Genomic DNA, 25,710 nt, shown 5'->3' on the forward strand with positions numbered 1-25,710 from the left:
TGTATCAGTTTACGTTCCATAACCAACTAGAGTTGGTAACATATTTTTTTGAACAAACTGAATTAAACGCAACAGTTTGTCATTTTGCCGATATAATAAGCCTTCGGCGTCGGCATAATTCTTTAGGACCTGTCCGAGCTGGTGATGAAAGCATCATTTTGATTGAGGTTTCAATCAGGGAAATTTCCCTTTAGATGTTCACTTACGGTGGTATCCGTGCGCTGACTATATCAAACCTTGCAGCATCTGCCTATGGGCTAAGCTTAGATTTCTTGTGAAAAAACTAAGCTAATCGGTCATTTATTAATCAAATTTCGTAAAATTTCAGGTTTAAATATTAGTATGAATTCTACACAGCAATGGCAAAGTGTCACTTGGTTTGAGGTGGATGAGCATCAAGCAGGACAACGAATCGATAATTTCCTGTTTTCACGTTTGAAGGGTGTACCAAAGAGTCGAATTTATCGTTTGATTCGTGAAGGTCAGGTTCGCGTGAATAAAAAACGTATTAAAGCCGAGACCAAACTTACAATTGGGGACCAGATTCGCGTTGCGCCTATTCGCTATGAACAAAAAGATGAAACTGCTGTTCCTGTAAGCGACAGTGTAGCTCAAGGTTTATTAAGCCGTGTGGTTTACGAAGATGAAGGCCTATTAGTTGTAAATAAACCTTCAGGTATTGCCGTACATGGCGGTAGTGGCGTGGCGTATGGTTTGATTGAGGCACTACGCGCGGCAACAGGTAAAAAATATTTAGAACTGATTCATCGTATTGACCGTGACACTTCTGGTCTGGTCATGATTAGTAAAAAGCGTAGCACTTTAAAGTTGCTACAAGATATGTTGCGTGAACACAAAATTCGTAAGACCTATGCCGCTATTGTAAAAGGTCAGGTAAGTCTTGATAAACAACTCATTGATGCTCCTCTATTTCGCTATGAGTTAACAAATGGCGAGCGTCGCGTACGTGTATCTAAAGAAGGTAAGCCAAGTAAAACCGAATGGGTGGTTGCAGAGCGCTTTAAAAATGCCACACTGGTTCATGCTTCGCCTTTATCAGGTCGTACCCATCAAATTCGTGTACATGGTTTAAGTATTGGACATCCTTTGCTGGGTGACGATAAATATGGTCACAACACTGCTTATGCGGGGCCTGAAGCACGCCGTTTGTGTTTGCATGCCATGCGTTTAGATATTCCGGGTTATCCAACGATTGAAGCACCGTTACCAGAAGACATGATCCAGTTATTAGAGGCTTTGAGAGTAGCAAAATGAGTCTGAAAACCGAATTAGTGATTTTTGACTGGGATGGTACTTTATATAATTCTGTTGGTCAGATTGTGGCAAGTTTACAGCATGCGGCCGAGCAGCATGAGTTAACGCTAACGGATGAAGCCGCAAAAAGTATTATCGGTTTAGGTTTACCGGAAGTGATGCAAACTTTATTTCCGGAAACACCAGAGCTACATGAATCGATTTTAAAAGCATATGGCGATCACTATATTGCCAACTCGACAAATGATGCATGGTTCGAAGGTATTTCTGAGTTACTTCATGACTTAAAAGCTCAAGGTTTAAAACTTGCGGTAGCAACAGGTAAAAACCGCCGTGGATTAGACCGTGTGATTGCAAAAACACAAAGTACTCATCTGTTTGATGTTACTCGAGCAGCCAATGAAACCCGTTCAAAACCAGACCCGCTTATGTTACAAGAAATCTTGAATGTAACAGGGGTAAGCGTCGAGCGCGCCATAATGATTGGTGATAGTAGCTATGATCTTGAGATGGCACAGCGTTTAGGTATGCCACGTATTGGTGTTGGCTATGGTGTGCATTCGATCGAAGTTCTACAACAGTTCCAGCCTTTAACGATTGCTAAAGATGTACCTGAGCTGCACAACTTTTTAAGAGAGTATGCAAAGTTATCTAATGCAGATGTAGCGTAATTTAGAATGATATAAGAAGGGGGAATTTATTCCCTCTTATTGTATGTCCAATAACAATAAGACGAGAAAAATGAGCCGTTCTATTCGTTTATTAAATCTTTTACAGCAACTTCGTGAATCCCGTTATCCAGTGACTGCACACGTCTTAGCTGAGCGTATGGGAATTAGTGTTCGTAGTATTTATCGTGATATTGATAGTCTACGTGCCCAAGGTGTGAGAATCGATGCATCAGCGGGTTTAGGATTTCAGCTTAAAGAAGACATAGTATTGCCACCAATGACGCTCAATGAAAATGAAGTTGAAGCTATTTTTCTGGCGTTGTATTGGTTGAAGAGTGTACCCGATCAATCATTACAATCGGCTTCTACATCAATCTTAGCTAAATTAAATTCTGTTCTGCCTGAACATCGCCAATATTTATTACAGCAAACAACCTTAAGAGCGTTTAACACATGGCTGCCTGTAGATAAAAATCAGGTTGAACAAGTACGTTTAGCCATTCGGCAGCAAGTCAAAATTACAATGCATTATCATGATGAACAACAACGAAGTAGTGTTCGAACCTAGTGGCCTTTTGCCTTGGGATACTTTAATGACAAAATTGTGTTGGCCGCATGGTGTGAATTAAGACAGGACTTTCGACATTTTAGAATGGATCGTATTCAACACTTAAGTTTAACCCAAGAAGTATATCCATCATTTAAGCAGCAACTCTTCCAGCAGTGGTGGGCACAAGAATCGCAGACTACTGACAAAAACTGACAAAAGATATTTGTAGACTAGAACCACGATAAACAAGGAGCCATAAAAATGAGCCTTAAACTTTATACTAACAAAGAATCGCGTGGTGTAGTGATCGACTGGCTTTTAGTCGAGCTTGGTGTTGAATGTGAACGTATTGAAGTTGCATACCGAACCGAGATGAAGTCGCCAGAATATTTAAAAATTAATCCTTTTGGAAAAGTACCTGTATTGGTAGATGGCGATGTTGTTATTTATGAGTTAGGGGCAATTTGCGCATATCTTACGGACAAGTTTAGTGACAAAGGCTTGGCACCAGCCTTGAATGATCCGAAGCGTGGTTTGTACTATCGTTGGTTATTTATGATGGCAGGTCCTTGGGAAGCTGCTGGCGTTGATAAAGCTCTAGGAATAAAAGTATCTCCTGAGCAAAAAATGTTTGTGAGTTATGGTGATTACAACGATGCTTACCAAGCTTTGATTCAAGGGCTGAGTGAGGCTAATCCATACTTATGTGGTGAACAGTTTACGGCAGCAGATGTCAGCGTGGGCGCGATGTTGTTATGGCAGTTGAAAATGAACACGATTGAATCACACCCTACCATTACACGTTATGTTGAAACGATCAAACAACGTGAAGGGTTAAAACAAAGCAGTATGGGCGGATTATTGTAAACCTATGCTGCTTCGAGCCACCTTTTAAGGTGGCTTTTTGTTTTTTAATCAAAAGCTTTAATTGCTAATAAAACCCGCAGCGACGTTAATACAAATTGCTAAAATAGTCGTGTTAAAGCCAAATGCCAAAACGAAATGAAATAAGTTTAGCAAACGCATATGCCTAGTGGTAACCGATACATCTGCTGTTTGTGCTGAAGTACCAATAATATAACTAAAATACAAGAAATCAGGATATGTTGGATTTTTGGTCCCTGGAAAATCTAATCCACCACTTTCTTCATTTCTGGATAAAGCCATGTAAAAGTCATGTGCATAGTGCAAGGCGAAAACGGTGTGCATAAAAAGCCATGCTGAAACAATGGTAAGTAAAGCTAAAGCAACATGTCCTAATTTTGCATAATGGTCAGAAGGAAGCTGAGACAGCTGTACTAATATAGCAACTAGACACATAGAAATTGCAAGTAAAACAATCAGCATAATGACCCATTTGCTTTCATCTTGTTTTTTAGCTTGCTGCTGCATTTGAGAGTGATCAGCATTTTTCATAAGTTTGAAAACATTCAATAAATATAAGCCAATCGAACCGTTCCAGCTTACTAATAAAATAGTAGACCATTTCCATGAGGTAAACCAAGTCAATAGAATTCCGGCAATAACGCCAACGAATAAAGCAATAAAGAAGTGAGGTCGGTTTTTTACGCTACGCCCCAAATGCTTTAATAGTCCCAACATTTACTCGACTCTCCTTATGCCGTAAAAACTATTTTTTTACTATTTGGTTAATTTAACATTAAGTTTTATATATTGTTTATACTTTTGATTGTCTTTTTAAATAATATTTTTGATAAGCTAAAATATAAAAAATTATCGCAATTTAAATAATGGATCAAAAGTATAAAATAAATCTTAAGCTCATTTATTTTATACTTTAATTTAGATTTTCTAACTAATTTATTATTGCCAAATAAAGTTAACTTTAATTTGTCGTATTTAATCGAGATTCTTATCAAGATGAAACACTTTATTGAGCTGGTCAATAAATCTTTTAACACCTACAGATTCTGTATTTTTACGATAACTGACAAATAAATCTAAAGAAGGTAAATCCACATCTAAAGGGCGAACTACTGTATTTGATACACCTAGAGGTGCAACATAGGCTGGTAAAATCGTACAACCTAGACCTGACCCAATAGAATTAATATTGAGTAAAATACTATCGGCCTTTTGTACGATATTCAGATCAATACCATGAGTTTTAGTAAATTCTAAAATAGTATTGTGCAGCGTATTCGATTGTTCGGCGGCAGGAATAATAAAATCTATACCGTGTAAAGCTTTTACAGGAATGCGTTCATATTTAGCCAAAGGATGGTTTCTAGGTAATAAAAAAATTAATGGTTCTGTTAAAACAAATTGGCTTTGGATTTCATCGGTTTCGGTATTATCACGAGTGAAGGTGATGTCGAGTTCACCTCTTTTTAATGCTTTGAGTTGTTCTGTATTATTTAAGCTTGATAGTTCAATGGTCAGGTCAGGATGTTGTAATCGTAGATTTGGAAGTACGTACGGGAAAATTTTCATTTCTGCAATGGGGACAAAACCAATACGTAATAATTGTTGTTTGGCCTTTGAGACTTGACGTGCCATCGCTACAGCTTTATCTGCTTGAGCAAGTGTTAAACGGGCATGTTCTAAAAATACTTCACCTTCTTCAGTTAACTCGACTTTACGTTTTGTACGGTTTAAAAGTCGTACACCGACATCTTCTTCTAAATCTTTAATTTGTTGGCTAAGGGAGGGTTGAGCAGTATAGAGTTTTAGAGCGGCCTTACTAAAATTTAATTCTTCAGCAACAGTGATGAAATATCGAAGATGGCGTAATTCCATAAGACTAATCCAAAAAATGTCTTACTATGATTTAAGTAAAGTATAAAGCATAAAACTATATAGCGTGAAGATGCTTTAGATATTTATAAAATAAATGAAAATTTATAAATCATTATTAAATTAATATGAAATTTTTCTTAATTATTAATTTATAAAATATATTAATTGCCGATTATTAACTGTTTTTTTTAAATTTTCATAGGAAATTTTAATTTCTTTTTTAAAAATCACTTAAAGTTTTCTCATATTATGAAAAAATCTATTATTAATGCAGAGATTTAGGTGTTGATTTTTTTAGCGAAAAACTTTGGAAAGTATTTTTATAGTAAATGTATCACTCTTATATTGCTCTATTTTTTTAGTTTATCAAGCATCGATAAAAGTTGATAAAATTAAGCAATTTAAAAGATTTATTGAATAACTAAGATAAAAGTAGTTCATCCTTTAGCTATAGATTACTTATTATATACTATTGTTATGTTATACAATAGCTTTTAATAAGAACTGTAAGTAACGAATCACAAACTCAACACATCTAAACATTTTTTTGTGGCACTTTAGATTGGTGTATGTCGGCGGCGACAAAAATAAAGGGATATTTATATGATAAATAAGTGTAAGTGTCATAGCTTAATTTATTTAAATCGCTAAGATAGAAAATTGAATGAATCATCCTCCTGATGCTACAACCATAGAATAAGCCCATGAAAGACAAGCCGACATTAACTTATCAATTGCCGACTCAGTCCTGTTGGACGCATACATGGATAAAACCGCCTTTTTGTCATCCTGAATTGGGCCATGAAAACGACACCCGTTTTTATAATCAGCAGCCTAGATCGCCTGCACGAGGATCGAAAGAATTATTGCGTTGGTTAGTCACTCGTGAATCTTATACATGGAATGTTGATATTCAAGGTGAATACGAAACTCGTGTGAATACACCAATTGCCTTACCACAGAACCGTCCTCATGCGGATTTAGATGATTGGCAAGTATGGTTTGTAGGTCACGCTACTGTACTCATTCAAATTGGACCATATAACTTTATTACCGACCCGGTTTGGTGTGATTATGCGAGTCCGTTGCATGGACGTGGACCACGCCGTGTATGTCCGGCCGGTTTTGCTTTGGAGCAGTTGCCCACTATTCATGGAGTCTTACTGAGCCATAATCATTATGATCATATGGATTTGGCAACGCTTGAATGGTTGCACAAGAAATTTGCGATGCCGATTTATACAGGGCTTGGCAACGGGTTTTACTTGCCTAAAGAGTTCCATGTTATTGAAATGGATTGGTGGCAAGAAATTCCTTATCATGAGTTAAGAATTGTCTATACACCTGCTCAGCACGGTTCGGGGCGGGGCTTACGTGATCAAAATAAAGCACTTTGGGGTGGTTTTTCGGTTTTAGCAAAAACAGGTCATTGTTTTTTCGCTGGTGACACTGGCTATGCAGCACACTTCAAACAGATACATGCACGTTATGGCGCACCACGTGTTGCTTTACTTCCAATTGGAGCTTATGAACCTCGTAAACTAATGAGCTACGTTCACATGAACCCTCAAGATGCAGTTCATGCACATTTGGATTTACAAGCGCATCGTTCTGTTGCGATTCACTATCGAACTTTTCAGTTAACAGATGAAGATCGGGAAGACCCTGAACATGCTTTAGCTCAAGCTATTAAAGCTTCATCAAAACTTGCTAATCCCTTTTATTGTATTCGAGAAGGGCATAAATTGACTGTCTAAAAGCCTATGGTTTTTATATTAAAAAAGCCAGTTCAAATTGAACTGGCTTTTTATTATTTCGACTTAAATTAAGCTAAGTCAAAACGGTCAAGATTCATGACTTTTGTCCATGCTGCAACAAAGTCTTTAACAAATTTTTCTTTACCGTCGGCTTGAGCATAAACCTCTGCCAATGCACGTAAGATTGAATTAGAACCAAAGACTAAATCATTGCGTGTTGCAGTAAATTTAACTGCACCTGTTTTACGATCTTTGCCTTCAAATACTTCACTTGTTGAATCAACAGGTGCCCATACATTCGACATGTCGAGTAAGTTTGTAAAGAAATCTGTGCTAAGTACACCGACTTGCTGAGTGAATACACCATGCTGTGAACCATCCCAATTGGTGCCCAGTACACGTAAACCACCAATTAATGCAGTTAACTCTGGTGCAGTCAAAGTCAGTTGCTGAGCTTTATCAATCAATAAGATTTCAGCTGGTGTGTTGACTCCCTGTTTTTTCCAGTTTCTAAAGCCATCAGCAGCGCCGAGTAGTAATTGGAAAGTTTCGATATCAGTTTGACTTTGTAATGCATCTACACGACCAGGAGCGAATGGTACGCTAACGTTGAAACCTGCCGCCTGAGCAGCTTGTTCTACACCGATGTTCCCTGCAAGCACAATTAAGTCAGCCAATGATAATTGAGTTGATGCTTTGAGTTCTTCAATTTTAGTTAAAGTCTCAACAGCTTTTTTATTGACTTCCCAACCACGTTGAGGAGCTAAAGCAATGCGTGCACCGTTTGCTCCACCGCGTTTGTCTCCACCACGGAATGTTGATGCTGATGCCCAACCAAGAGAAACCAACTCACCGGCAGATAATCCTAATGCAACAATTTTTGCTTTTGCATCAGCAATACTTGCAGCAGATGGAATAGCGTTAGCAGCCGGTAATGGATCTTGCCAAATTAAATCTTCAGCAGGGACTTCAGGACCTAAATAACGTACTTTTGGACCCATATCACGGTGAGTTAATTTGAACCAGGCACGAGCAAAAGCATTTGCGAAAGCTTGAGGGTCGTTATGGAAGCGACGAGAGATCTTTTCAAATTCAGGGTCAAAACGTAAAGTCAAATCTGTAGTCAACATTGTTGGCTTACGTTTAATTGACGGGTCGAAAGGATCAGGAATAATTGCCTCAGCATCTGCTGCTACCCATTGGATTGCACCAGCAGGTGAACGTTCTTGTACCCACTCGTATTTGAATAGGTTTTCAAAGAAGTAATTGCTCCATTGTGTTGGTGTCTGTGACCAAATCACTTCTAAACCTGACGTGATCGCATCTTTACCCACACCTGTGCCATAGCTATTTGCCCAGCCAAAGCCCATTTGCTCAATTGGAGCGCCTTCTGGATCGGCATGAACATGGTCAGCAGAGGCTGCACCGTGAGTTTTACCTAAAGTATGACCGCCTGCAATCAAAGCAACAATTTCTTCATCGTCCATTGCCATGTTGCCGAAAGTCGCGCGAATAAAAGGCGCAGCTGATCTTGGGTCACCGCTAGCTTCTGGGCCTTCAGGGTTTACATAAATTAGTCCCATCTCGGTTGCCGCAAGATTACTGCCAGCTAAAGCTTCAGAGTTACGGTGAGCTAACCATTCTTTTTCATCGCCCCAGTTTACATCGTTGTCTGGTTCCCAAACATCTTCACGGCCTGCACCAAAACCAAAGGTACGGAAGCCAGAAGACTCAAGTGCAATATTCCCGGCAAGAATAAATAAGTCAGCCCATGATATTTTTTGACCGTATTTTTGTTTAACAGGCCATAGTAAACGGCGTGCTTTATCTAAACTTGCGTTGTCAGGCCAGCTATTTAAAGGCGCAAAACGTTGTTGACCACGACCCGCACCACCACGGCCATCACCCATACGGTAGGTGCCGGCAGCATGCCATGCTAAACGAATAAATAAGCCTGTGTAATTTCCCCAATCGGCTGGCCACCAATCTTGGGAATCGGTTAAGACATTTTTGATATCCGCTTTAAGTGCGTAGTAGTCAATTTTTTTAAATTCTTCACGGTAATTAAAATCTTTACCAAGTGGATTAGAGCGTTCTGAATGTTGATTGAGTAAGTCGACGCGCAATTGATTTGGCCACCAGTGCAAATTAGTCGTGCCACCACCGACTGTTACTTGCGGTTTTGAGTTATGACCTGAAAAAGGACATTTTGATTCGTTTGACATGATTATATTCTCTCTGGGTAATATTTATTTGAGCTCTTAATGGAACCGAAAGCTCATTTTCCTGGACTTCTGGGTTAAAAAAATGATGCTTATCGAATAAAGAAATGAGGAAACAAGTGGTGAGATAAACCGTTTTAAAAATTTTTCACTGTTATGTCAGCTCATCATTTTTATTCAACAATACATGAGTTTCCTTTGTTTATTATTCCTTCAATTTACTGCATGAAGGCTAAAAAACAAGAGGGAAAATGGTTCGACTTTTGCAAATAATGATGCATGGCATGAGCTCCTTAATCATTGAAACATCGCAATATCTTTCAATTTCGTTCTTTAAATATACTAAAATTTGATTGTTTATTTTTCAAATGGATTAAATTGTCTATATTAATAGGTAAAATCGATTTTAAGGGTTAAGCAAAATTGTTGAGTACGGTAAATGGGGATTTGAAAAAAGAAAAAACTAAAACTAGTTCAATTAAAAAGGAGAGTTAAAACTCTCCTTTTTTAAATATTTATACGGTGACAAGGCGGTTAGATTTAACCATATCCGCCAAACCATGCGTTTTAAAGTAATACTCAAGCCAGCTTTTTACAATAAGCGGGTTATTCATTTTCATGACGTCATCAAGTAACTTTTGCGCATCTGTCATTGGTACATGGCAAATTGCTTTACGCACACGCAAGATATTGCTTGAACTCATAGAAAGAGTATTAAAGCCCATTGCCATTAGTAAGATTGCTGATAATGGGTCACCCGCCATCTCACCACAAATACTTACCGGTTTTTGGTATTTGTGACATTCCTTCACCAGTCGAGTCAACGCACGCAAAATAGATGGATGGAAGTGTGAATATACGCTAGCCACATGCGGATTATTACGGTCTACCGCAAGTAAGTATTGAGTTAAGTCATTTGAACCAACCGAGAAGAAATCGACAAGTTCAGCAAACTCATCAATTTGTAGCAGTACACTTGGTACCTCTACCATAATCCCGATTTTTGGTTTAGTAATTTTAACTTGCTCTTCTTCTTGCACGGCTATCCAGTCTCGCTCAAGTAAATAAAGTACTTCTTCGACTTCACTTACTGTTGTCACCATTGGCAATAGAATATGCAAGTTATTTAAACCAATACTGGCTTTGAGCATTGCCCGGATTTGTGCTGAGAAAATCTCCGGATGATCGAGTGTAAAACGAATACCGCGCCATCCTAATGCCGAGTTTTCTTCTTCGATACTAAAGTACGGTAAATCTTTATCGGCACCAATATCGAGGGTTCGCATTACTACTGGTTTATTGGCAAAGTGACTCAACTGTTGGCGGTAGATTGCACGTTGTTCTTCTTCACCCGGGAAACGTTCCCGTAACATGAATGGAATTTCACTTCGGTATAGACCTACACCTTGCGCGCCGCGTTGTACGCCGCGAACAACATCAATCATGAGACCCGTGTTTACAAAAAGTTGAACAGAAACCCCATCAGGAGTAATCGCTTCTTTGGTCTCGTATTGTTTGAGATCTTTTGCAATTTGCTCGTCTTCTTTTTGAATTTCTTTATAGCGTTGGCGTAAACGACGTGGAGGGTTCACAAAAACACGACCCTGATAGGCATCCACAATCATTTCCGCATCATCAAGCGTATTTACAGGCAGTTCAGTAACACCAACTACAGTTGGAATACCTAATGCGCGTGCCACAATCACCATATGTGAATTAGCTGCACCTTCTGAGGTTACAATAGCAGCGATATTATCGACCGGTAACTCGACGAGCGCAGCAGTACTAATTTCTTCACCAATTAAAATACTGTCTGGACTGAGTTCACGGTGGCTAGAATCTTCTTCTTGTAAACACGCTAAAATACGTCGGCCTAAATCTTTAAGATCGGAAACGCGTTCGCGAAGATAGTCATCTTCCATTTGCGCAAATAGGGCAGTGTGCTTTTCAATTACACGACGTACAGCACCTTGTGCCCAATGACCATCACGAATCAGATCTTTAATTTCTGCAGGTAATGCATTTTCATCTAGCATTCTTAAGAAAACACTAAATAAAGCGCGTTCTTCTGCCATGAGTGAATCATGCATTTTTTCGTCTAAAGAACGAATCTCTGAACGAACTGATGAGATCGCTTGATCTAAAAGGCGAAGTTCATGGCTAATATCTTCTGCTTCACGGTCAGGGACAGCACCCAAATCGGCAGGTGGATATAAAATGATAGCGCGGCCTAAAGCAACACCGCCTGCACCTGAAGCGCCTTGGAAGGTTTTATAGGCAGGTCCATTGCTTGGTTTACGAAATACATCGATGTTACCAACCGCGTGAGCATGTGCAATTACCCCGGAAAGCTGTGCACATAGCGTAACTAAAAAGGACTCGGCTGCTTCGCTAAAATCTTGAGGAAGTCTATTTTGGACGACTAAAACACCCATAACCTTACGACGGTACATGACAGGTACGCCCAGGAATGAGTTATAAATTTCTTCGCCCGTTTCGGGTAAGTACAAGAAGCGCTCATGCTTTGGGGCATTATCAAGGTTAACGATTTCCTCACGTTGCCCAACCAGACCGACCAAGCCTTCACCTAACTGCAATGAGACATGTCCAACAGATTCTGGATTTAAGCCTTTTGAGGCCATCAAGACATAACGCTGATTGCGTTCATCGAGTAAATAAATAGAGCAAACATCCACTTTCATGGCCTCAGCAACCTGATTGACCATAATGTCTAATGATTCATGCAAACTCACGGACGCATTAATCTCTTGGACAATGCGTCTTAGAGTGTCGAGTTGCATGTTTGACATGGATGTATACTCCAGTATTTTTTAGACTATGAATGTATTTATAACAGCACTTTTAATAAAAATCATTTGCTAGATAAATGATTTTTAGGGTAATTGTTGCATAGGCAACTGTGTACACAACTCCACCATGGCTTTGCGGTAAACATCACGCTTAAAGTTCACCACTTGACCAAGAGGATACCAATAGCTAACCCACTGCCATTCATCGAATTCGGGCGGGTCAGAGAGGTTCAACTGAATATTTTTTGCAGGCGCAGTTAACTTCAGTAAAAACCATTTTTGTTTCTGTCCGATACATACGGGGTCAGAGTCTGACCGAATGTACCGATGTGGCAAACGATAACGCAGCCATCCCTTGGTTTGCGCAATAATCTGGACATGTTCGGGCAATAAGCCGATTTCTTCTCTCAGTTCTCGAAAAAGTGCCTGTTCAGGGGTTTCTCCAAACTGGATGCCTCCTTGTGGAAATTGCCAAGCATTGTGACCAATGCGCTTTGCCCATAAAACATGTCCATCATCGTTTGCCAAAATGATCCCGACATTCGGTCGGAAACCTTCTGAGTCGATCATTTGGCTACCTAAATATTTGTCTATATCGTTGACTTTGACCACGGGGACCAACAACTTTTTATGTCCAGCTCGAAAAGATCAAAGTAAAATGTTTAAATTGTTACGATCTTAACGAATTTCTATCGACTAGCGGAGATAGATTTACATTTTTTTTCTTAAATTTCAGTTTAAACGAGAATTTTCATGAAACTGGCGTTGTTTGATTTAGACCATACCTTGTTAAATACCGATTCAGACCATTCTTGGGGTGAATTTTTAGTCAATGAAGGTTTGGTTGATCCGGTTCATCATCGTCAGATGAATGATAAATTTTATGAAGATTACAAAGCAGGGCAACTTGACCCCTATGCTTATAATGAATTTGTTTTTGGCTTTTTAACTAAGCATGACAATAACTATTTAACTGAGCTTCATCAGTTGTTTATGGAAAAAGTAATTCGCCCTCAAATGCGCCCTAAAGGTTTTGAGGCGATTAAGAAACATCAAGATTTAGGCCATACCATTGTGGGTATTACGGCAACGAGTGATTTTATTACGGCGCCGATTTTCCGTGAATTTGGCATTACTGAAATTTTAGCAACCAATGCCGAAGTTGTTGATGGCAAATATACAGGTAAAGTTGCGGGCTTAGCATGTTATCAAAAAGGTAAGCTTGCGCGTCTTGACGATTGGTTGGCTGGACGCAGTGTGTCTGAGTCTTGGGCTTATTCAGATTCAATCAATGACCGTTTTTTACTTGAATATGCAACACATGCAATTGCTGTAAATCCTGATGATCGTCTAGAAAAGTTAGCTCAAGAGCATAACTGGGAAATTCAGGACTGGTCGATTTAAGATTGTAGAGTTGGAAGACCCATACGGTATTTAAGGTTTTCCAACTCTTCATTCATTAGGTTTAAATCATTCTTTTTATATCCCATGAAAATCCTAATCCAAAAATAAATATTGATAAGTTCAATAAAAATAAATTTAAAAAAAGAGGTAATAATGTCAAAAACACCACAGATTAAATTACCAGAACAACTTTGGAATAATCAAAGCATTGATTTAACACGTCATAGCTATCAAGGAAAATTACTGAGTAAAAGTGAGGGTTTTAAATTAGGTAAGACTCAACGGAAAAAAGTACCGCTTGAACAACTTTCAAAACTTTCTGAACGGCCAGAAGGAACAACTGCTTTAACGATCTATGATTGGAGTAACCAAGGACGTTTAGAAAAACTCAAACCGATTCGTGCAAAACGGATGAGCGTTTCACCATTTACATTTTATCGTGGCATGCCTTCTTTGATGCTATTTGATCAAGTGTGGGAGCCACTAAATTCAGGTTTATTTCAACAGATTTGTGGTGATTGTCATTTAAGTAACTTTGGTGGTTTTGCAAGTCCAGAACGCAACCTGTTATTTGGAATTAATGATTTTGATGAAACTTTAGTTGCCCCGTTTGAATGGGATGTAAAGCGTTTAGCAACCAGTTTTGTGATTGCAGCACGCGATATTAATCTTGCAGATAAAGTGGGTTTAAAAGCAGTTAAAATAATGCTGAATAGTTATCGTCAGCACTTATTAGAAAATGCAAAACTTTCGCCCCTACAAGTTTGGTATGAAAAAATTGATGCCGTTACCTTATTAGAAAATACTGAATGCCGAAAACTAAGAAAGAAAAGCGAAAAGGATCTTGATTCTGCGCAGAAAAAAACGGTGTACTCTGTATTGCCGAAGCTTACACAGCAAGACCAAGATACAGGCTTGCGTCATTTTGTAGATGATGCGCCGTTATTATGGCACCCAAATGCAGATGAACCATTTAGTAAAGATATTGACATATTCTTTAAACAATACCGTGACTCTTTGAAATATGATCGCCAAGTCCTTTTTGATCGTTATCAATGTACAGATGTGGCTTTTAAAGTGGTTGGTATTGGAAGTGTTGGTACACGATCAGCCATAGCATTATTTCAGGATGCAGATCGGGAACCATTAATTTTACAAATGAAAGAAGCGAATCCATCAATTCTTAGTCCGTTATTTGTAGAACAAGTAAATCACGAAGGTGAACGTGTAATACATGGCCAGCAACTGATGCAGGCCGCAAGTGATATATTTCTTGGGTTTTCCTCAATATCAACTCAATATTTTCATGTACGTCAGTTACGTGATATGAAAATCTCTTTTAATCTTAAGGATATGGATGAAGAGTATTTCTATAAGTATGCTGAAGATTGTGGCTTGGCTTTAGCGCATGCCCATGCAAAATCGGGAAATGCAGATGTACTTATAGGATATCTTGGAGAGAGCGATACGATTGTAGAAATATTACAAACCTATGCAGAAGAATATGCAGAGCGTAATCTAAACGACTATCAACAATTTATGAATGAAATTGCTGATAGTAAGATTCAACTCGCTGGAGATGATGCGCTTTAATAAATTATTTAACTTTCTCTGTGGTATACCAAATATTTGGGTCAGGGTTTTGTTGATGCCAACGCTTGAATTGCGCCCGCCATTGCTGAAAGGGCTCCGATAACGTAGGGCGTGGATCATCACTTAAACTATAAGCCATGCCTTCTACCAGCCATTTAGGTTTAGTCAGCATTGCTATATTTCCCCATTCTTCGGCTTGTCGATGATGAATAAGTTCATGAGTGATATAGAAATCTTTCCAGCCTCGCGGTGCAACCAATAACCCCAAATTACCAACCGCTTTAGCGGCTGCTTTTTCCATACCAAAGGTATTGGCACATTGTGGAGTGGAGCAAAAAACCATAGTGGGTTGTTGATGAAAAGCATCTACTTTATCTTGGGTTTCTTGTAATGCCTGATTATAAAGTGTGTTCGCAAGAGGTTGTGTCTTTGGATCATCTACACAGACTTGACCATCACAATGTAACAATGAAAGGTGATGAGCGAAAATAACACGTATCGGTTTAAACCAAATAAATGTAACTAGAACTAAGATAGCTAAAGTTATAAATATATATAAACCGACTTTAATTATATTTGAATATGGATTCTTCACGATCATGAATCTTAAGCGAAAAGTATAATGATAGTAGAGTAAAGGGTATATATTTACAGTATTATTTCTAATCAATATATAACTTTATTAATTAAAATAGCATGACTAAAAATAAGCGCACTAAAAGTAAAGGTAGCAATGGTTTCTTTCAAGAATTTATAGATCAGCTCATTACCGCTATTTTTGGTGAGTTACTTATTTATATCATTGCTTTACTGTTTATGAGTGCACTTGGTGGAATTATTTTCGCTGCCATATGCTTCAGTTGGGGCGTTCTATTTTTACTACTACCTTTCGCGGCTTTGATTTATATCCTTGTTAAAAAATATAGCCATTAATACCGTTATTCTTGCATCATTTTAATCAACTCTTGCATGGCTCTAGATTGCGTACGTGCAGGGTGCCATACCATACCTAGCTGACGGTTCATCTCGACATTTAAATCGAGCTGCTGCATATCTTGATTCAATAAAGTTTTTGGTAAAACTGACCAACCTAAACCAATAGAGACCAACATACGAATTGACTCTAGAGGGTTATTACTCATAGTAATTTTCGGTTTAAGCCCCTGTTTTTCAAACTCGGCCAAAGTAATTTGGGCTGTATAAGTCTGTGCGGCAGGTAGCAAACTTGGATATTCGATTAAATCTTGCAAAGTGAGATTCTTTTGCTGTGCCAACGGATGAAATGGAGCAGCTACAAAAACTAAAGGATCATTCCAGATGGTAATGTAGTTAAGACGTTCATCACCTGAAGGAGGAAGCGTTAAAAAAGCTAACTCTAAATCACCAGCAAGGACCTGTTCATGTGCTTGTTCTGAGTCAACAAAATGTACGTCTAAAGTGACTTGTGGAAACTGCTGAACAAAGTGTTTAAGTGGAGCAGGTAAGTGGTGCAAACCGATGTGATGACTCGTGCCAATTTTTAAACGGCCTTGTATTTGTGTTTGTTCATGACTTAGTGTGTGGTGAATATCTTTAAGTTCATTTAACCAGCTTTTGACTTTTGGTAATAATGAATGCGCAGCATGAGTGGCTTGAACCCCACGTCCTGCCGACTCAAATAGCTTTACGCCGAAATATTCTTCGAGACTATGAATACGTTTGGTAACAGCAGGTTGGGTAATAAAGAGTTGATCTGCAGCCACAGAGATAGACCCTGTTTCCATAACTTTTACAAAAGCTTCAAAGGCTGCAAGATTCATAATACAACTCTACTTGGGATAGAAAAATCGAGAGAGGCTAAAGTCGCCAAGCCAAAATCGTATCATGCTTGCAGCCAAACGTTCTATAAACTTGTGATTTGGCGTATTAATCTTAACCTAAGCAGTTGTCTCTTTTTCGTTTAAAGCTGAAATACGACGGTCTTTTGCTGCCCATACTTTTTCATGAAAGAAAAATGCAAATGCTTGTACGGTTGGTTCTAACATACTTAAGGTTAAAGCCATCCAAATGTTACCTGTTACAAAGTACGCGACTAGCATTGCTACCGTAATATGCATAATGTAGTAACTTAAGGTTTTCTTTAATGTACGTTGGTTATTTACAACGAATTTTTGAATATTAGCCATCATCGTTCTCTCTACCTATATTTGATATTTTTAGTATAGAGATGAGAGTATAAGATTAAAAATGGATTATGCAAATGATAATCATTAACAAAACCGATTTAAATATTTTTGAGCAATATAAATAAAGACGGGAATGATTCCTAAAAGTTTTCTAATTTATAAAAATGATAAATTAGATTTATGTGAAACTCTGGCTATAATCGAAGAAAGATTAGAATTACCCAGTCCAATGGAGCAAGACGACATGGCAGGCAAAACTTTATATGACAAATTGTGGGATGACCACGTAGTTACAGAGCGTGATGATGGTTCGTGCTTACTTTATATCGATCGTCATTTATTGCATGAAGTAACAAGTCCACAAGCATTTGAAGGTTTGCAACTTGCGGGTCGTCAACCGTGGCGTTTAAGCGCAAACGTAGCTACACCAGACCATAACGTTCCAACCTCTAAAAAAGAGCGTGATCAGGGCATTGCAGGTATTGAAGATGATACGTCTCGTATTCAGGTTCAAACCTTAGATGATAACTGTAAGGCATTTAATATCGTTGAATTTGGTATTAATGACATTCGCCAAGGTATTGTGCATGTTGTTGGTCCTGAACAAGGTTTAACATTACCAGGTATGACGGTAGTATGCGGTGACTCGCATACAGCAACTCACGGTGCCTTTGGTTGTTTGGCACATGGTATCGGGACATCTGAAGTTGAACACGTTTTAGCGACACAATGTTTGATTCAGAAAAAATCAAAAAATATGTTGGTTCGTGTTGATGGCGTTTTAGGTAAGGGCGTAACACCAAAAGATGTGGTGTTGGCGGTTATCGGTAAAATCGGTACTGCGGGTGGTACAGGCTACGCAATCGAGTTTGGTGGTCAAGTTTTCCGTGATATGTCGATTGAAGGGCGTATGACGGTATGTAACATGGCGATTGAAGCGGGTGCTCGTGTGGGTATGGTTGCAGTTGATGACAAAACCATTGAATACGTAAAAGGCCGTAGCTACGCACCAAAAGGCGAGCAGTGGGAACAAGCGGTTGCTTATTGGAACACTTTACATTCAGACGATGATGCTGTTTTTGATGCAGTCGTTGAGTTAAATGGCGCAGAGATTGAACCACAGGTATCTTGGGGTACTTCACCTGAGATGGTAATTCCAGTATCTAAAGCTGTACCAACTTTAGAACAAGCGAAAGATGACGTACAACGTAGTGACTGGACACGTGCGTATCAATATATGGGGTTAAACGCAGGTCAGGCATTGGCTGAAATTCAACTTGACCGTGTATTTATTGGTTCTTGCACTAACTCACGTATTGAAGATATCCGTGCTGCTGCTGAGGTGGTTAAAGGCCGTAAAGTGGCTTCTAGCATTAAGCAAGCGATGATTGTTCCAGGTTCTGGTTTAGTGAAACAGCAGGCAGAAAAAGAAGGTTTGGATAAAATTTTCTTAGAAGCTGGTTTCGAGTGGCGTGAACCGGGTTGTTCAATGTGTTTAGCCATGAATGCAGACAAGTTACAACCGGGCGAACACTGTGCATCGACATCAAACCGTAACTTTGAAGGTCGTCAAGGGAATGGTGGCCGTACTCACTTGGTAAGTCCGGCAATGGCAGCAGCGGCTGCAATCGCAGGTCATTTTGTTGACGTTCGTTCATTTTAATTCGGTCTGGAGCAAACCATGAAAGCTTATACAGTTGAACAAGGTATCGTTGCACCATTAGATCGTGCCAATGTCGATACAGATTTAATTATTCCAAAACAGTTCTTAAAATCGATTAAACGCACTGGGTTTGGCGACAACTTATTTGATGAGCTTCGTTATTTAGATGAAGGTTACCCAGGTCAAGATAACTCGGTACGTCCAAAAAATCCGGACTTTGTTTTGAATCAACCACGTTATCAGGGAGCAACAGTTTTAATTGCTCGTACGAACTTTGGTTGTGGTTCAAGTCGTGAGCATGCACCTTGGGCATTAAACGAATATGGTTTCCGTACCGTTATTGCGCCAAGCTTTGCTGATATTTTCTTTAATAACTGTTTTAAAAACGGCATGTTACCAGTTATTTTATCTGAGAATATTGTTGATCAGTTATTCAAAGAATGTGCTGCGAATGAAGAATATCAATTAACAATTGATTTGGCTGCGCAAGAAGTTCGTACACCAACAGGTGAAGCATTTAAATTCGAAGTGGATCCATTTCGTAAGCATTGCTTGTTAAATGGCTTGGATGATATTGGCTTAACTCTTCAAAATGCGGACGCAATTCGCGCTTATGAAGAAAAAACCAAACAGGTTCGTCCTTGGGTATTCCAAGAGATAAATTAACCTTTTGGTACATTTTAAACATAGTCATGGCGTCGTGTTCAAACTCTTGCTAACATGCTAAAGCATAACAACAGCTTAAAATTATGCACTAGATGAGGATTGGGCTTGAACAATGAAGAGGAACGTTACTCATAGCTTTTTGTTGGGCCTGTGCGCAATAACACTAAGTGCTTGTCAGAGCACTTACAATGTAGTGGATACTGTTCGTATTAAGCAGGCTGAACAAGAAAATTTGGGGCAGAATGCAGCAATATATTGTTCGGGCGCAAAAAGTTGCGAATTTGAACGGCTAAATGATATTACTGTTGTTGATGCACAGACACGTCGTATTAGTAATCAGGCAATTCATCAAGGAATTGTGAGATTAAATGGTTCGGTGTTAAGTCAAAGCAATAGTTTGTATTTATCTGTGCCTGCCAAACAATATGAAGTGGTGATTCGTTACTATCCGATTTCTCCAGATCGGGCAGAAACCATCCATGTTATTCACCAATTCAAAGCCAACCATCGCTATATGTTTAAAATGTACCGAGACAAATCTAATCGTTCGGGTAGTTTGCTGAATGTTTCTGTACCAGATCCATTATGTGTTGACTTAGAGCAGGATGGGCGTGTAATTCGCCGTTTTTGTCGACCATTTGATGCAACCACAGGACTCGGTGAATTTCTCGAACAGAAAAAACTAACACCACGACAGTCATAACACTGTCTTGTCTTTGAAAATGGAAAACTTCATGTCTAAACAGATTTTAATTTTGGCTGGCGATGGGATTGGTCCTGAAATTGTTGGGGCAGCAGAAAAAGTATTAAATAAAGTAAATGAAAAATTTAATTTGTCTTTGACTTGGGAACATGGCTTGTTAGGTGGAGCTGCGATTGATGCTCATGGAGAACCATATCCAGCTGTAACAAGTGAGCAAGCCAAAAAAGCTGATGCCATTTTATTAGGCGCCGTTGGTGGACCAAAATGGGACACTATTGAACGCTCTATTCGCCCTGAACGCGGTCTTTTAAAAATTCGTAGTGAACTTAACTTATTTGCTAACTTGCGCCCAGCGATCTTATATCCACAATTGGCTGATGCTTCTAGCTTAAAACCTGAAATTGTTGCAGGTTTAGATATTTTGATCGTTCGTGAATTGACTGGTGGTATCTACTTTGGTCAACCACGTGGTATTCGTGAACTCGAAAATGGTGAAAAACAGGGCTATAACACTGACGTTTATTCTGAGAGCGAAATTAAGCGTATTGCAAAAGTTGCTTTTGAACTTGCAGGATTACGTGGCGGTAAAGTGTGTTCTGTAGATAAAGCAAACGTTTTAGAAGTGACAGAGCTTTGGAAGCAAACGGTTACTGACTTACAGCAAGCGAACTATCCAAATATTCAGCTTTCACATATGTATGTGGATAATGCTGCTATGCAACTTGTACGTGCACCTAAACAGTTTGACGTAATCGTTACAGGTAACTTATTTGGCGATATCTTGTCTGACGAAGCAGCAATGCTTACAGGCTCAATTGGTATGTTGCCGTCAGCTTCTTTAGATGAAAATGGCAAAGGCATGTATGAACCTTGTCATGGTTCGGCGCCTGATATTGCGGGTCAAAATGTGGCAAACCCATTAGCAACCATTCTTTCTGTCGCAATGATGCTTCGTTATACCTTCCGTGAAGAAGCTGCTGCTAAAGCAATTGAAGATGCAGTAGGGCAAGTACTTGATCAAGGTTTCCGTACAGCCGATATTATGTCTGAAGGCATGACTAAAGTAGGTCCAGCCGAGATGGGTGAAGCAGTCGTTGCTGCTCTTGCTTAATCGCTACTTTGCTAAAAAACGCAGCTTCAAGCTGCGTTTTTTTATGGTTGTGTTTAGCAAGCTTTACCTTCGTATTGAATAGATTCAGCAATGTCATTTTTAAGCTGAAAAATAACTTTGCAATTAAAATTAACATCGTAAGAGTTGCTCCCTAATGTCCCGGATTGGATAGGAACTGGATTACCACCCATCTCTACATTACTCACCATAGGAATGGGAATACTTAATGGCCGTAAAATCGTGTAGATGAGTTGATTTGATGTTTTTTGTGGAACATGCGCAATTTGAAAGCCAAGACTGCGTAAGTTTAGTTCTTGTTGAATGGTGGTCGATGATTTGCCCAGAAAGCCTTTTAAATATTCTTGTAAGTCGACAGATTGGCGTGGTTGAGTTGCGCAACCGTTCAGATAAATAGACATCACTGAGAGCAAGGTTATTCGGCATAGGTTCGATATATTCATTTTTCTCTCTATCAAATTATATTTATTGTTAGATAACGGTAGGTTGGATTGCCTAGCTTGTAAAGAAAAAAAGGAAGTTTATGATAAATGGAGGATAAGTTTATCTAGCAATTCATACTCATATCTGAAAGGCTTTATAATTATTTTGCAAAAAACTTAAGGAAAACATGATGAAAAAAATACTTTTAGCACTTTTATGCAGCTTTGGAGTAACAGCGGTATATGCCGATAATTGCGACACTACTCGTAATACCTATGATGATATTTATTGTACAAATAAAATCTATGCGAGTGCTGATGCGGATCTAAATAAAAATTATCAGGCATTAAGAGCAAAATTGAATGCGACGCAAAGAAATACGCTTAAGAAGTCTCAGCTTGCGTGGATACGTCAACGTGATGCTGAATGTACAGATTCAAATAGAAATAGTGTAGACGTGCAGTGTCGTTTACAGACAACGCAGGAAAGAAACCATTGGCTACAAGAAAGATTGCGTGAATGCCAAACAGTTGGATGTAAGTCTAGTCGATTAAGTGAATAAATAAAGCAATAAAAAAGCCACATCATGAAGTGGCTTTTTTGCATTCACTAATTAGCGAGCACGGTACGTAATACGACCTTTAGTTAAGTCATATGGAGTCATTTCGACTTTTACACTGTCGCCAGTAAGAATACGGATATAGTGTTTACGCATTTTACCAGAAATGTGTGCAATAACTTCGTGACCGTTTTCAAGACGTACACGGAACATCGTATTAGGAAGCGTTTCGGTGACAACGCCTTCGAACTCAATGAGTTCCTCTTTATTGGCCATAGCCTACCTGATGATCAAATTGGAAAGGCGCAAATTATAGTCAATTTATTTAAAAAAAACAAGATAGACATCTTCTTGTTAAAGCATCTGGTTAAACTATGACTAGTAAAAAAAGATGTAATTTTTTTCACAAAACAACTCTAATTCTGTTGTCAGTTTGGTCAATCAACGCTAATCTAAAATCATAGTTATTAGGGACTGTTCATGCATAAAGAGTCAACAGCTCCTAAGTATCAATGAAGTATCTACATGGAAGGGCACTGCGTGGGTCAGCTAACAGATGCATCAGTTGTATTACGTTTTGGCTATCAAGCAATTCGTCGTGCAGGATTGCCAACAGAAGAAATATTAACTAAAGCGGGAGTCGCTTTAAATCAGGTCGATACAAATGCACGTACTCCGTTAAGTGCACAGTATGCCTTTTGGACTGCAGCTCAGGAAGTCAGTAAAGATCCAGACATCGGTTTGCATTTAGGTGAGCATTTGCCTTTGTACCGTGGTCAGGTGATTGAACATTTATTTATTAGTAGTGAAACCTTTGGTGAAGGCCTTAAAAGAGCTTTAGCGTATCAACGTCTAATTAGTGATGCATTTGATGCAAAGCTGGTTGTCGAAGATGGGCGTTGCTATTTAACCAATGGTGAGCAAGTAGGGGCTGATAACCTTGTGAATCGTCATTTTTCAGAATGTGCGATTTCTGGTGTCCTTCGATTCTTCAAATTTATTACCGAAGGTCAGTTTCATCCTATCTTCATCGATTTTAACTTTAGTGAAGGTGCTTCGGAAGATGAATATTTCCGAGTTTATGGCTGTCCGGTAAGTTTAGGGCAAAAAGAAACAAGGCTATATTTTGATCCTGCCATTTTAGACTTCCAGCTTTGGCAGGCGGAACCTGAACTATTGCAACTGCATGAACAGCTCGCAATTGAAAAGCTACAAGAATTGGCTCGTTATGATTTGGTCGGTGAGGTTCGTCGAGCGATTGGTTCAACACTAGAAAGTGGAGAAACCACGCTAGAAACTGTCGCAGCACAATTAAATATTACGCCACGTCGTTTACGCACTCAGTTGAGTGAAGCGAATACCAGTTTCCAACAAATACTTTCTGACTACCGTTGTCGTTTAGCTAAAAAACTTTTGGCAAATACCAGTGAGAGTGTGGAGCGTATTGTGTATTTAACGGGTTTCTCTGAACCAAGTACGTTCTATCGTGCGTTTAAACGTTGGACTAATGAAACACCAGTTGAGTACCGTAAGCGTAAACAGCATCGCTAATAAAAATGGGTTAAGCCTACTCAGGTAGGTTTAACCAGTGTGGCCCAAGTGGTGGCTGTGGTAAGTCAAACTGCTCGGGATAATAACATTGAATAAAGTAGAGACCGTCAGGTGGAGCAGTGACTCCTGCCGCTTTACGATCTTGTGCTGCAAACATCGTATCAATATGGTCTATTTCATACATACCTTGACCAATTTCGAGTAAGCATCCAACAATATTACGCACCATATGGTGTAAAAAACCATCTGCTTGAATATCTAACACTAAATAGCGGCCATGTTCAAATAGACGACAATGCGTTACATGTCGAACATGTTTATTGGACTGGCATGCTGCTGCGCGAAAGGTTTCAAAGTTATGTGTACCTTCAAATTTACTAGCAGCTTTAATCATCTTTTGCACATCTAGCTTTTGGTAAATGTGCGTGACCTGTTTATGTAAGAGGGCTGGTCGGCAAGGAGCGTTATAAATAACATAGCGGTAACGTCGAGCCGTTGCTTTAAAGCGTGCATGAAAATTTTCATCCATCAGTTTAATCCACTGAATGGAAATATCTTTAGGTAACTGGCTATTTGCTCCTCTCAACCATCCCATTTCTGGACGAATGGCGTTCGTATCGAAGTGTGCCACCATATTCGTTGCATGTACTCCCGCATCTGTTCGGCCTGCACCGTGAAGTGCAATAGGTTCATCTGCGATTTTGCTGAGTACACGCTCGATAGTTTCCTGAACGCTGGCAACGCCTGGCTGTTGTGTTTGCCATCCTCGATATTGAACTCCGCTAAACTCAATACCGACCGCATAACGTTGCATAGCTTTACCTCTATTTAATGCAAATTTTCATTCCAATGGCTGAGCCATTGTTCTGGGGTTGGGTATTTTAAATAGATTTGAAGTGCTTTTGCATAAAGATCTGCATGACTATGCGCATCATTAATGACAATTTTTGCAGTTTTGGCCCATGCACTAATTGCATAACGTTGGTCAATGCCGCCAAATGTCACTTGTGTTGCCAAGATTGGAACACAACCATGAGCATAGAGTTCATCTAAGGTTGCCAATAGTTCAGGGTTAACTGCGATATTGCCTGTACCAAAGCCTTGTAACACTAAAAAGTGCGGTGGAGCAGGAAGTAAGTGACGTAACTGTTGTACCAAGTGCTGTGTTGCAATCGGTTGCATCATCCAGTTTAAAATCTGAAATGAAGCGGCTCGTTCAATTTGAGCATCTTGTACGATCAATTCATTTTGTTGAGGCGTAAATTCAACTTCACTACTTAAACCTGAAAATGCATCGAGTTCAGTTGTATGAGTTTTTAATGCAGTTTGTGCATGGAATACTTGATGATGGAATGCAAGATAAGCACCTACAGGTAAGCTAATAACTTGTTCTAATGCAAGATATAAGTTCTCAATTGCATCAGTGAATTCACGAGTATTATCACCTTGAACATTGAGTAACGGGTATTGGCTACCAGTAATCACAATATGACAGCTTTGGCCTAAAAAGCGAGCTAGAGTCGCAGCCGCATAACTGAGCGTGTCTGTACCGTGAATAACAACGAAATGCTGATAGCCTTCAAGTTGTAGTTGTTGTATGCGTTGAATTAGACGTAACCAATCAGGTGCCGTACATGCACTGCTATCGACAATATTGGGTGCTGCAAAGCAGTCAACTGTTAAGTGTGGAGGTATCACTTTCTCAAGTTGAGGTAAGAATTGGTCATAAGGCATAGGTGCTAAAGGCTCACCGACGCAACCAAAAGTACCACCCATGTAAAATAAGGCTATTTTTTTCATATTTTTGCA

25 protein-coding genes and 1 pseudogene are annotated in these 25,710 nt (G+C 39.2%); 14 read left to right on the forward strand and 12 right to left on the reverse strand.

The window, feature by feature from the left end:
• The first annotated feature begins 342 nt into the window (after positions 1–342).
• The 4 genes and pseudogenes from CSB87_RS11720 to CSB87_RS11735 all read left to right on the forward strand — a co-directional run bounded on the left by CSB87_RS11720 (position 343) and on the right by CSB87_RS11735 (position 3,363).
• Positions 343–1,275 carry an RluA family pseudouridine synthase gene (locus CSB87_RS11720; protein ID WP_106105072.1) on the forward strand — a complete coding sequence of 311 codons (933 nt, stop codon included), beginning with the start codon at positions 343–345 and terminating at the stop codon, positions 1,273–1,275.
• The gene (locus CSB87_RS11725) at positions 1,272–1,946 is read left to right on the forward strand and encodes an HAD-IA family hydrolase (protein WP_004710739.1); all 675 of its coding nucleotides are present in this window, start codon (positions 1,272–1,274) and stop codon (positions 1,944–1,946) included. The genes CSB87_RS11720 and CSB87_RS11725 overlap by 4 nt, the downstream gene beginning before the upstream one ends.
• Before the next feature lie 70 nt (positions 1,947–2,016).
• Positions 2,017–2,709, forward strand: a pseudogene (locus CSB87_RS11730) (helix-turn-helix transcriptional regulator).
• A 48-nt stretch (positions 2,710–2,757) separates the two neighbouring features.
• Positions 2,758–3,363: a glutathione S-transferase family protein gene (locus CSB87_RS11735; protein ID WP_006582244.1), complete on the forward strand. Its 606-nt coding sequence runs from the start codon at positions 2,758–2,760 to the stop codon at positions 3,361–3,363.
• A gap of 57 nt (positions 3,364–3,420) precedes the next feature.
• On the opposite strand, the gene CSB87_RS11740 is transcribed toward CSB87_RS11735, so the two are convergent.
• Positions 3,421–4,098 (reverse strand): DUF1345 domain-containing protein, encoded by a 678-nt coding sequence (locus CSB87_RS11740; protein WP_004710735.1) that lies wholly within the window; start codon positions 4,096–4,098, stop codon positions 3,421–3,423.
• 258 nt (positions 4,099–4,356) lie between these two features.
• A complete protein-coding gene (hcaR, locus tag CSB87_RS11745; protein WP_002053339.1) occupies positions 4,357–5,256 on the reverse strand; it encodes a DNA-binding transcriptional regulator HcaR in 900 nt (299 codons plus the stop codon).
• 704 nt (positions 5,257–5,960) lie between these two features.
• Between hcaR and CSB87_RS11750 the strand changes: the two genes are divergently transcribed.
• Positions 5,961–7,013 carry an MBL fold metallo-hydrolase gene (locus CSB87_RS11750; protein WP_006582243.1) on the forward strand — a complete coding sequence of 351 codons (1,053 nt, stop codon included), beginning with the start codon at positions 5,961–5,963 and terminating at the stop codon, positions 7,011–7,013.
• A gap of 68 nt (positions 7,014–7,081) precedes the next feature.
• Here CSB87_RS11750 and katG read toward each other — a convergent pair whose 3' ends face one another.
• The 3 genes from katG to CSB87_RS11765 all read right to left on the reverse strand — a co-directional run bounded on the left by katG (position 7,082) and on the right by CSB87_RS11765 (position 12,615).
• Positions 7,082–9,238, reverse strand: a complete 2,157-nt coding sequence (gene katG / locus CSB87_RS11755; RefSeq protein ID WP_006582242.1) for a catalase/peroxidase HPI — start codon at positions 9,236–9,238, stop codon at positions 7,082–7,084.
• Between the two features lie 512 nt (positions 9,239–9,750).
• Positions 9,751–12,045, reverse strand: coding sequence for a phosphoenolpyruvate--protein phosphotransferase (gene ptsP / locus CSB87_RS11760; RefSeq protein ID WP_004710729.1), 2,295 nt, complete (start codon positions 12,043–12,045; stop codon positions 9,751–9,753).
• An 84-nt stretch (positions 12,046–12,129) separates the two neighbouring features.
• The gene (locus CSB87_RS11765; protein ID WP_006582240.1) at positions 12,130–12,615 is read right to left on the reverse strand and encodes an RNA pyrophosphohydrolase; all 486 of its coding nucleotides are present in this window, start codon (positions 12,613–12,615) and stop codon (positions 12,130–12,132) included.
• A gap of 183 nt (positions 12,616–12,798) precedes the next feature.
• On the opposite strand from CSB87_RS11765, the gene CSB87_RS11770 reads away from it, so the two are divergent.
• Together CSB87_RS11770 and CSB87_RS11775 are read left to right on the forward strand one after the other, a co-directional pair.
• Positions 12,799–13,449 carry an HAD family hydrolase gene (locus CSB87_RS11770; protein WP_002053378.1) on the forward strand — a complete coding sequence of 217 codons (651 nt, stop codon included), beginning with the start codon at positions 12,799–12,801 and terminating at the stop codon, positions 13,447–13,449.
• Between the two features lie 153 nt (positions 13,450–13,602).
• The gene (locus tag CSB87_RS11775) at positions 13,603–15,042 is read left to right on the forward strand and encodes a DUF2252 domain-containing protein (RefSeq protein ID WP_006582239.1); all 1,440 of its coding nucleotides are present in this window, start codon (positions 13,603–13,605) and stop codon (positions 15,040–15,042) included.
• A 4-nt stretch (positions 15,043–15,046) separates the two neighbouring features.
• On the opposite strand, the gene CSB87_RS11780 is transcribed toward CSB87_RS11775, so the two are convergent.
• Positions 15,047–15,643, reverse strand: coding sequence for a hypothetical protein (locus CSB87_RS11780; protein ID WP_006582238.1), 597 nt, complete (start codon positions 15,641–15,643; stop codon positions 15,047–15,049).
• A 95-nt stretch (positions 15,644–15,738) separates the two neighbouring features.
• Between CSB87_RS11780 and CSB87_RS11785 the strand changes: the two genes are divergently transcribed.
• Entirely contained in the window at positions 15,739–15,975 is a 237-nt protein-coding gene (locus CSB87_RS11785; protein ID WP_000164722.1) for a hypothetical protein, read from the forward strand.
• A gap of 5 nt (positions 15,976–15,980) precedes the next feature.
• On the opposite strand, the gene CSB87_RS11790 is transcribed toward CSB87_RS11785, so the two are convergent.
• Both CSB87_RS11790 and CSB87_RS11795 read right to left on the reverse strand, forming a co-directional pair.
• Positions 15,981–16,841: a LysR family transcriptional regulator gene (locus CSB87_RS11790; protein WP_002053310.1), complete on the reverse strand. Its 861-nt coding sequence runs from the start codon at positions 16,839–16,841 to the stop codon at positions 15,981–15,983.
• Between the two features lie 117 nt (positions 16,842–16,958).
• The gene (locus CSB87_RS11795; RefSeq protein WP_031944325.1) at positions 16,959–17,207 is read right to left on the reverse strand and encodes a DUF2061 domain-containing protein; all 249 of its coding nucleotides are present in this window, start codon (positions 17,205–17,207) and stop codon (positions 16,959–16,961) included.
• Between the two features lie 244 nt (positions 17,208–17,451).
• Here CSB87_RS11795 and leuC point away from each other — a divergent pair, with 244 nt between their 5' ends.
• The 4 genes from leuC to leuB all read left to right on the forward strand — a co-directional run bounded on the left by leuC (position 17,452) and on the right by leuB (position 21,350).
• On the forward strand, positions 17,452–18,870 hold the full coding sequence (leuC, locus tag CSB87_RS11800; RefSeq protein ID WP_023188507.1) for a 3-isopropylmalate dehydratase large subunit: 1,419 nt from the start codon (positions 17,452–17,454) through the stop codon (positions 18,868–18,870).
• 18 nt (positions 18,871–18,888) lie between these two features.
• The gene (leuD, locus tag CSB87_RS11805) at positions 18,889–19,536 is read left to right on the forward strand and encodes a 3-isopropylmalate dehydratase small subunit (protein ID WP_006582236.1); all 648 of its coding nucleotides are present in this window, start codon (positions 18,889–18,891) and stop codon (positions 19,534–19,536) included.
• Between the two features lie 112 nt (positions 19,537–19,648).
• Positions 19,649–20,239: a hypothetical protein gene (locus CSB87_RS11810; protein WP_006580475.1), complete on the forward strand. Its 591-nt coding sequence runs from the start codon at positions 19,649–19,651 to the stop codon at positions 20,237–20,239.
• A 31-nt stretch (positions 20,240–20,270) separates the two neighbouring features.
• Positions 20,271–21,350, forward strand: coding sequence for a 3-isopropylmalate dehydrogenase (leuB, locus tag CSB87_RS11815; protein WP_106105073.1), 1,080 nt, complete (start codon positions 20,271–20,273; stop codon positions 21,348–21,350).
• Between the two features lie 53 nt (positions 21,351–21,403).
• Here leuB and CSB87_RS11820 read toward each other — a convergent pair whose 3' ends face one another.
• Entirely contained in the window at positions 21,404–21,811 is a 408-nt protein-coding gene (locus CSB87_RS11820; protein ID WP_006582235.1) for a hypothetical protein, read from the reverse strand.
• Between the two features lie 167 nt (positions 21,812–21,978).
• Here CSB87_RS11820 and CSB87_RS11825 point away from each other — a divergent pair, with 167 nt between their 5' ends.
• Positions 21,979–22,353 carry a lysozyme inhibitor LprI family protein gene (locus tag CSB87_RS11825; RefSeq protein WP_079377136.1) on the forward strand — a complete coding sequence of 125 codons (375 nt, stop codon included), beginning with the start codon at positions 21,979–21,981 and terminating at the stop codon, positions 22,351–22,353.
• Between the two features lie 51 nt (positions 22,354–22,404).
• On the opposite strand, the gene infA is transcribed toward CSB87_RS11825, so the two are convergent.
• Complete coding sequence (gene infA, locus CSB87_RS11830; protein WP_001284370.1) at positions 22,405–22,626, reverse strand: translation initiation factor IF-1; 222 nt, start codon at positions 22,624–22,626, stop codon at positions 22,405–22,407.
• A 264-nt stretch (positions 22,627–22,890) separates the two neighbouring features.
• On the opposite strand from infA, the gene CSB87_RS11835 reads away from it, so the two are divergent.
• The gene (locus CSB87_RS11835) at positions 22,891–23,901 is read left to right on the forward strand and encodes an AraC family transcriptional regulator (protein WP_004710706.1); all 1,011 of its coding nucleotides are present in this window, start codon (positions 22,891–22,893) and stop codon (positions 23,899–23,901) included.
• A 16-nt stretch (positions 23,902–23,917) separates the two neighbouring features.
• Here CSB87_RS11835 and truA read toward each other — a convergent pair whose 3' ends face one another.
• A complete protein-coding gene (truA, locus tag CSB87_RS11840) occupies positions 23,918–24,715 on the reverse strand; it encodes a tRNA pseudouridine(38-40) synthase TruA (RefSeq protein WP_006582233.1) in 798 nt (265 codons plus the stop codon).
• A gap of 14 nt (positions 24,716–24,729) precedes the next feature.
• A complete protein-coding gene (locus tag CSB87_RS11845; protein WP_023188504.1) occupies positions 24,730–25,701 on the reverse strand; it encodes an asparaginase in 972 nt (323 codons plus the stop codon).
• Between the last annotated feature and the right edge of the window lie 9 nt (positions 25,702–25,710).

It is taken from the genome of Acinetobacter sp. AR_0276, assembly GCF_003000705.1.
GTDB lineage: Bacteria > Pseudomonadota > Gammaproteobacteria > Pseudomonadales > Moraxellaceae > Acinetobacter > Acinetobacter nosocomialis.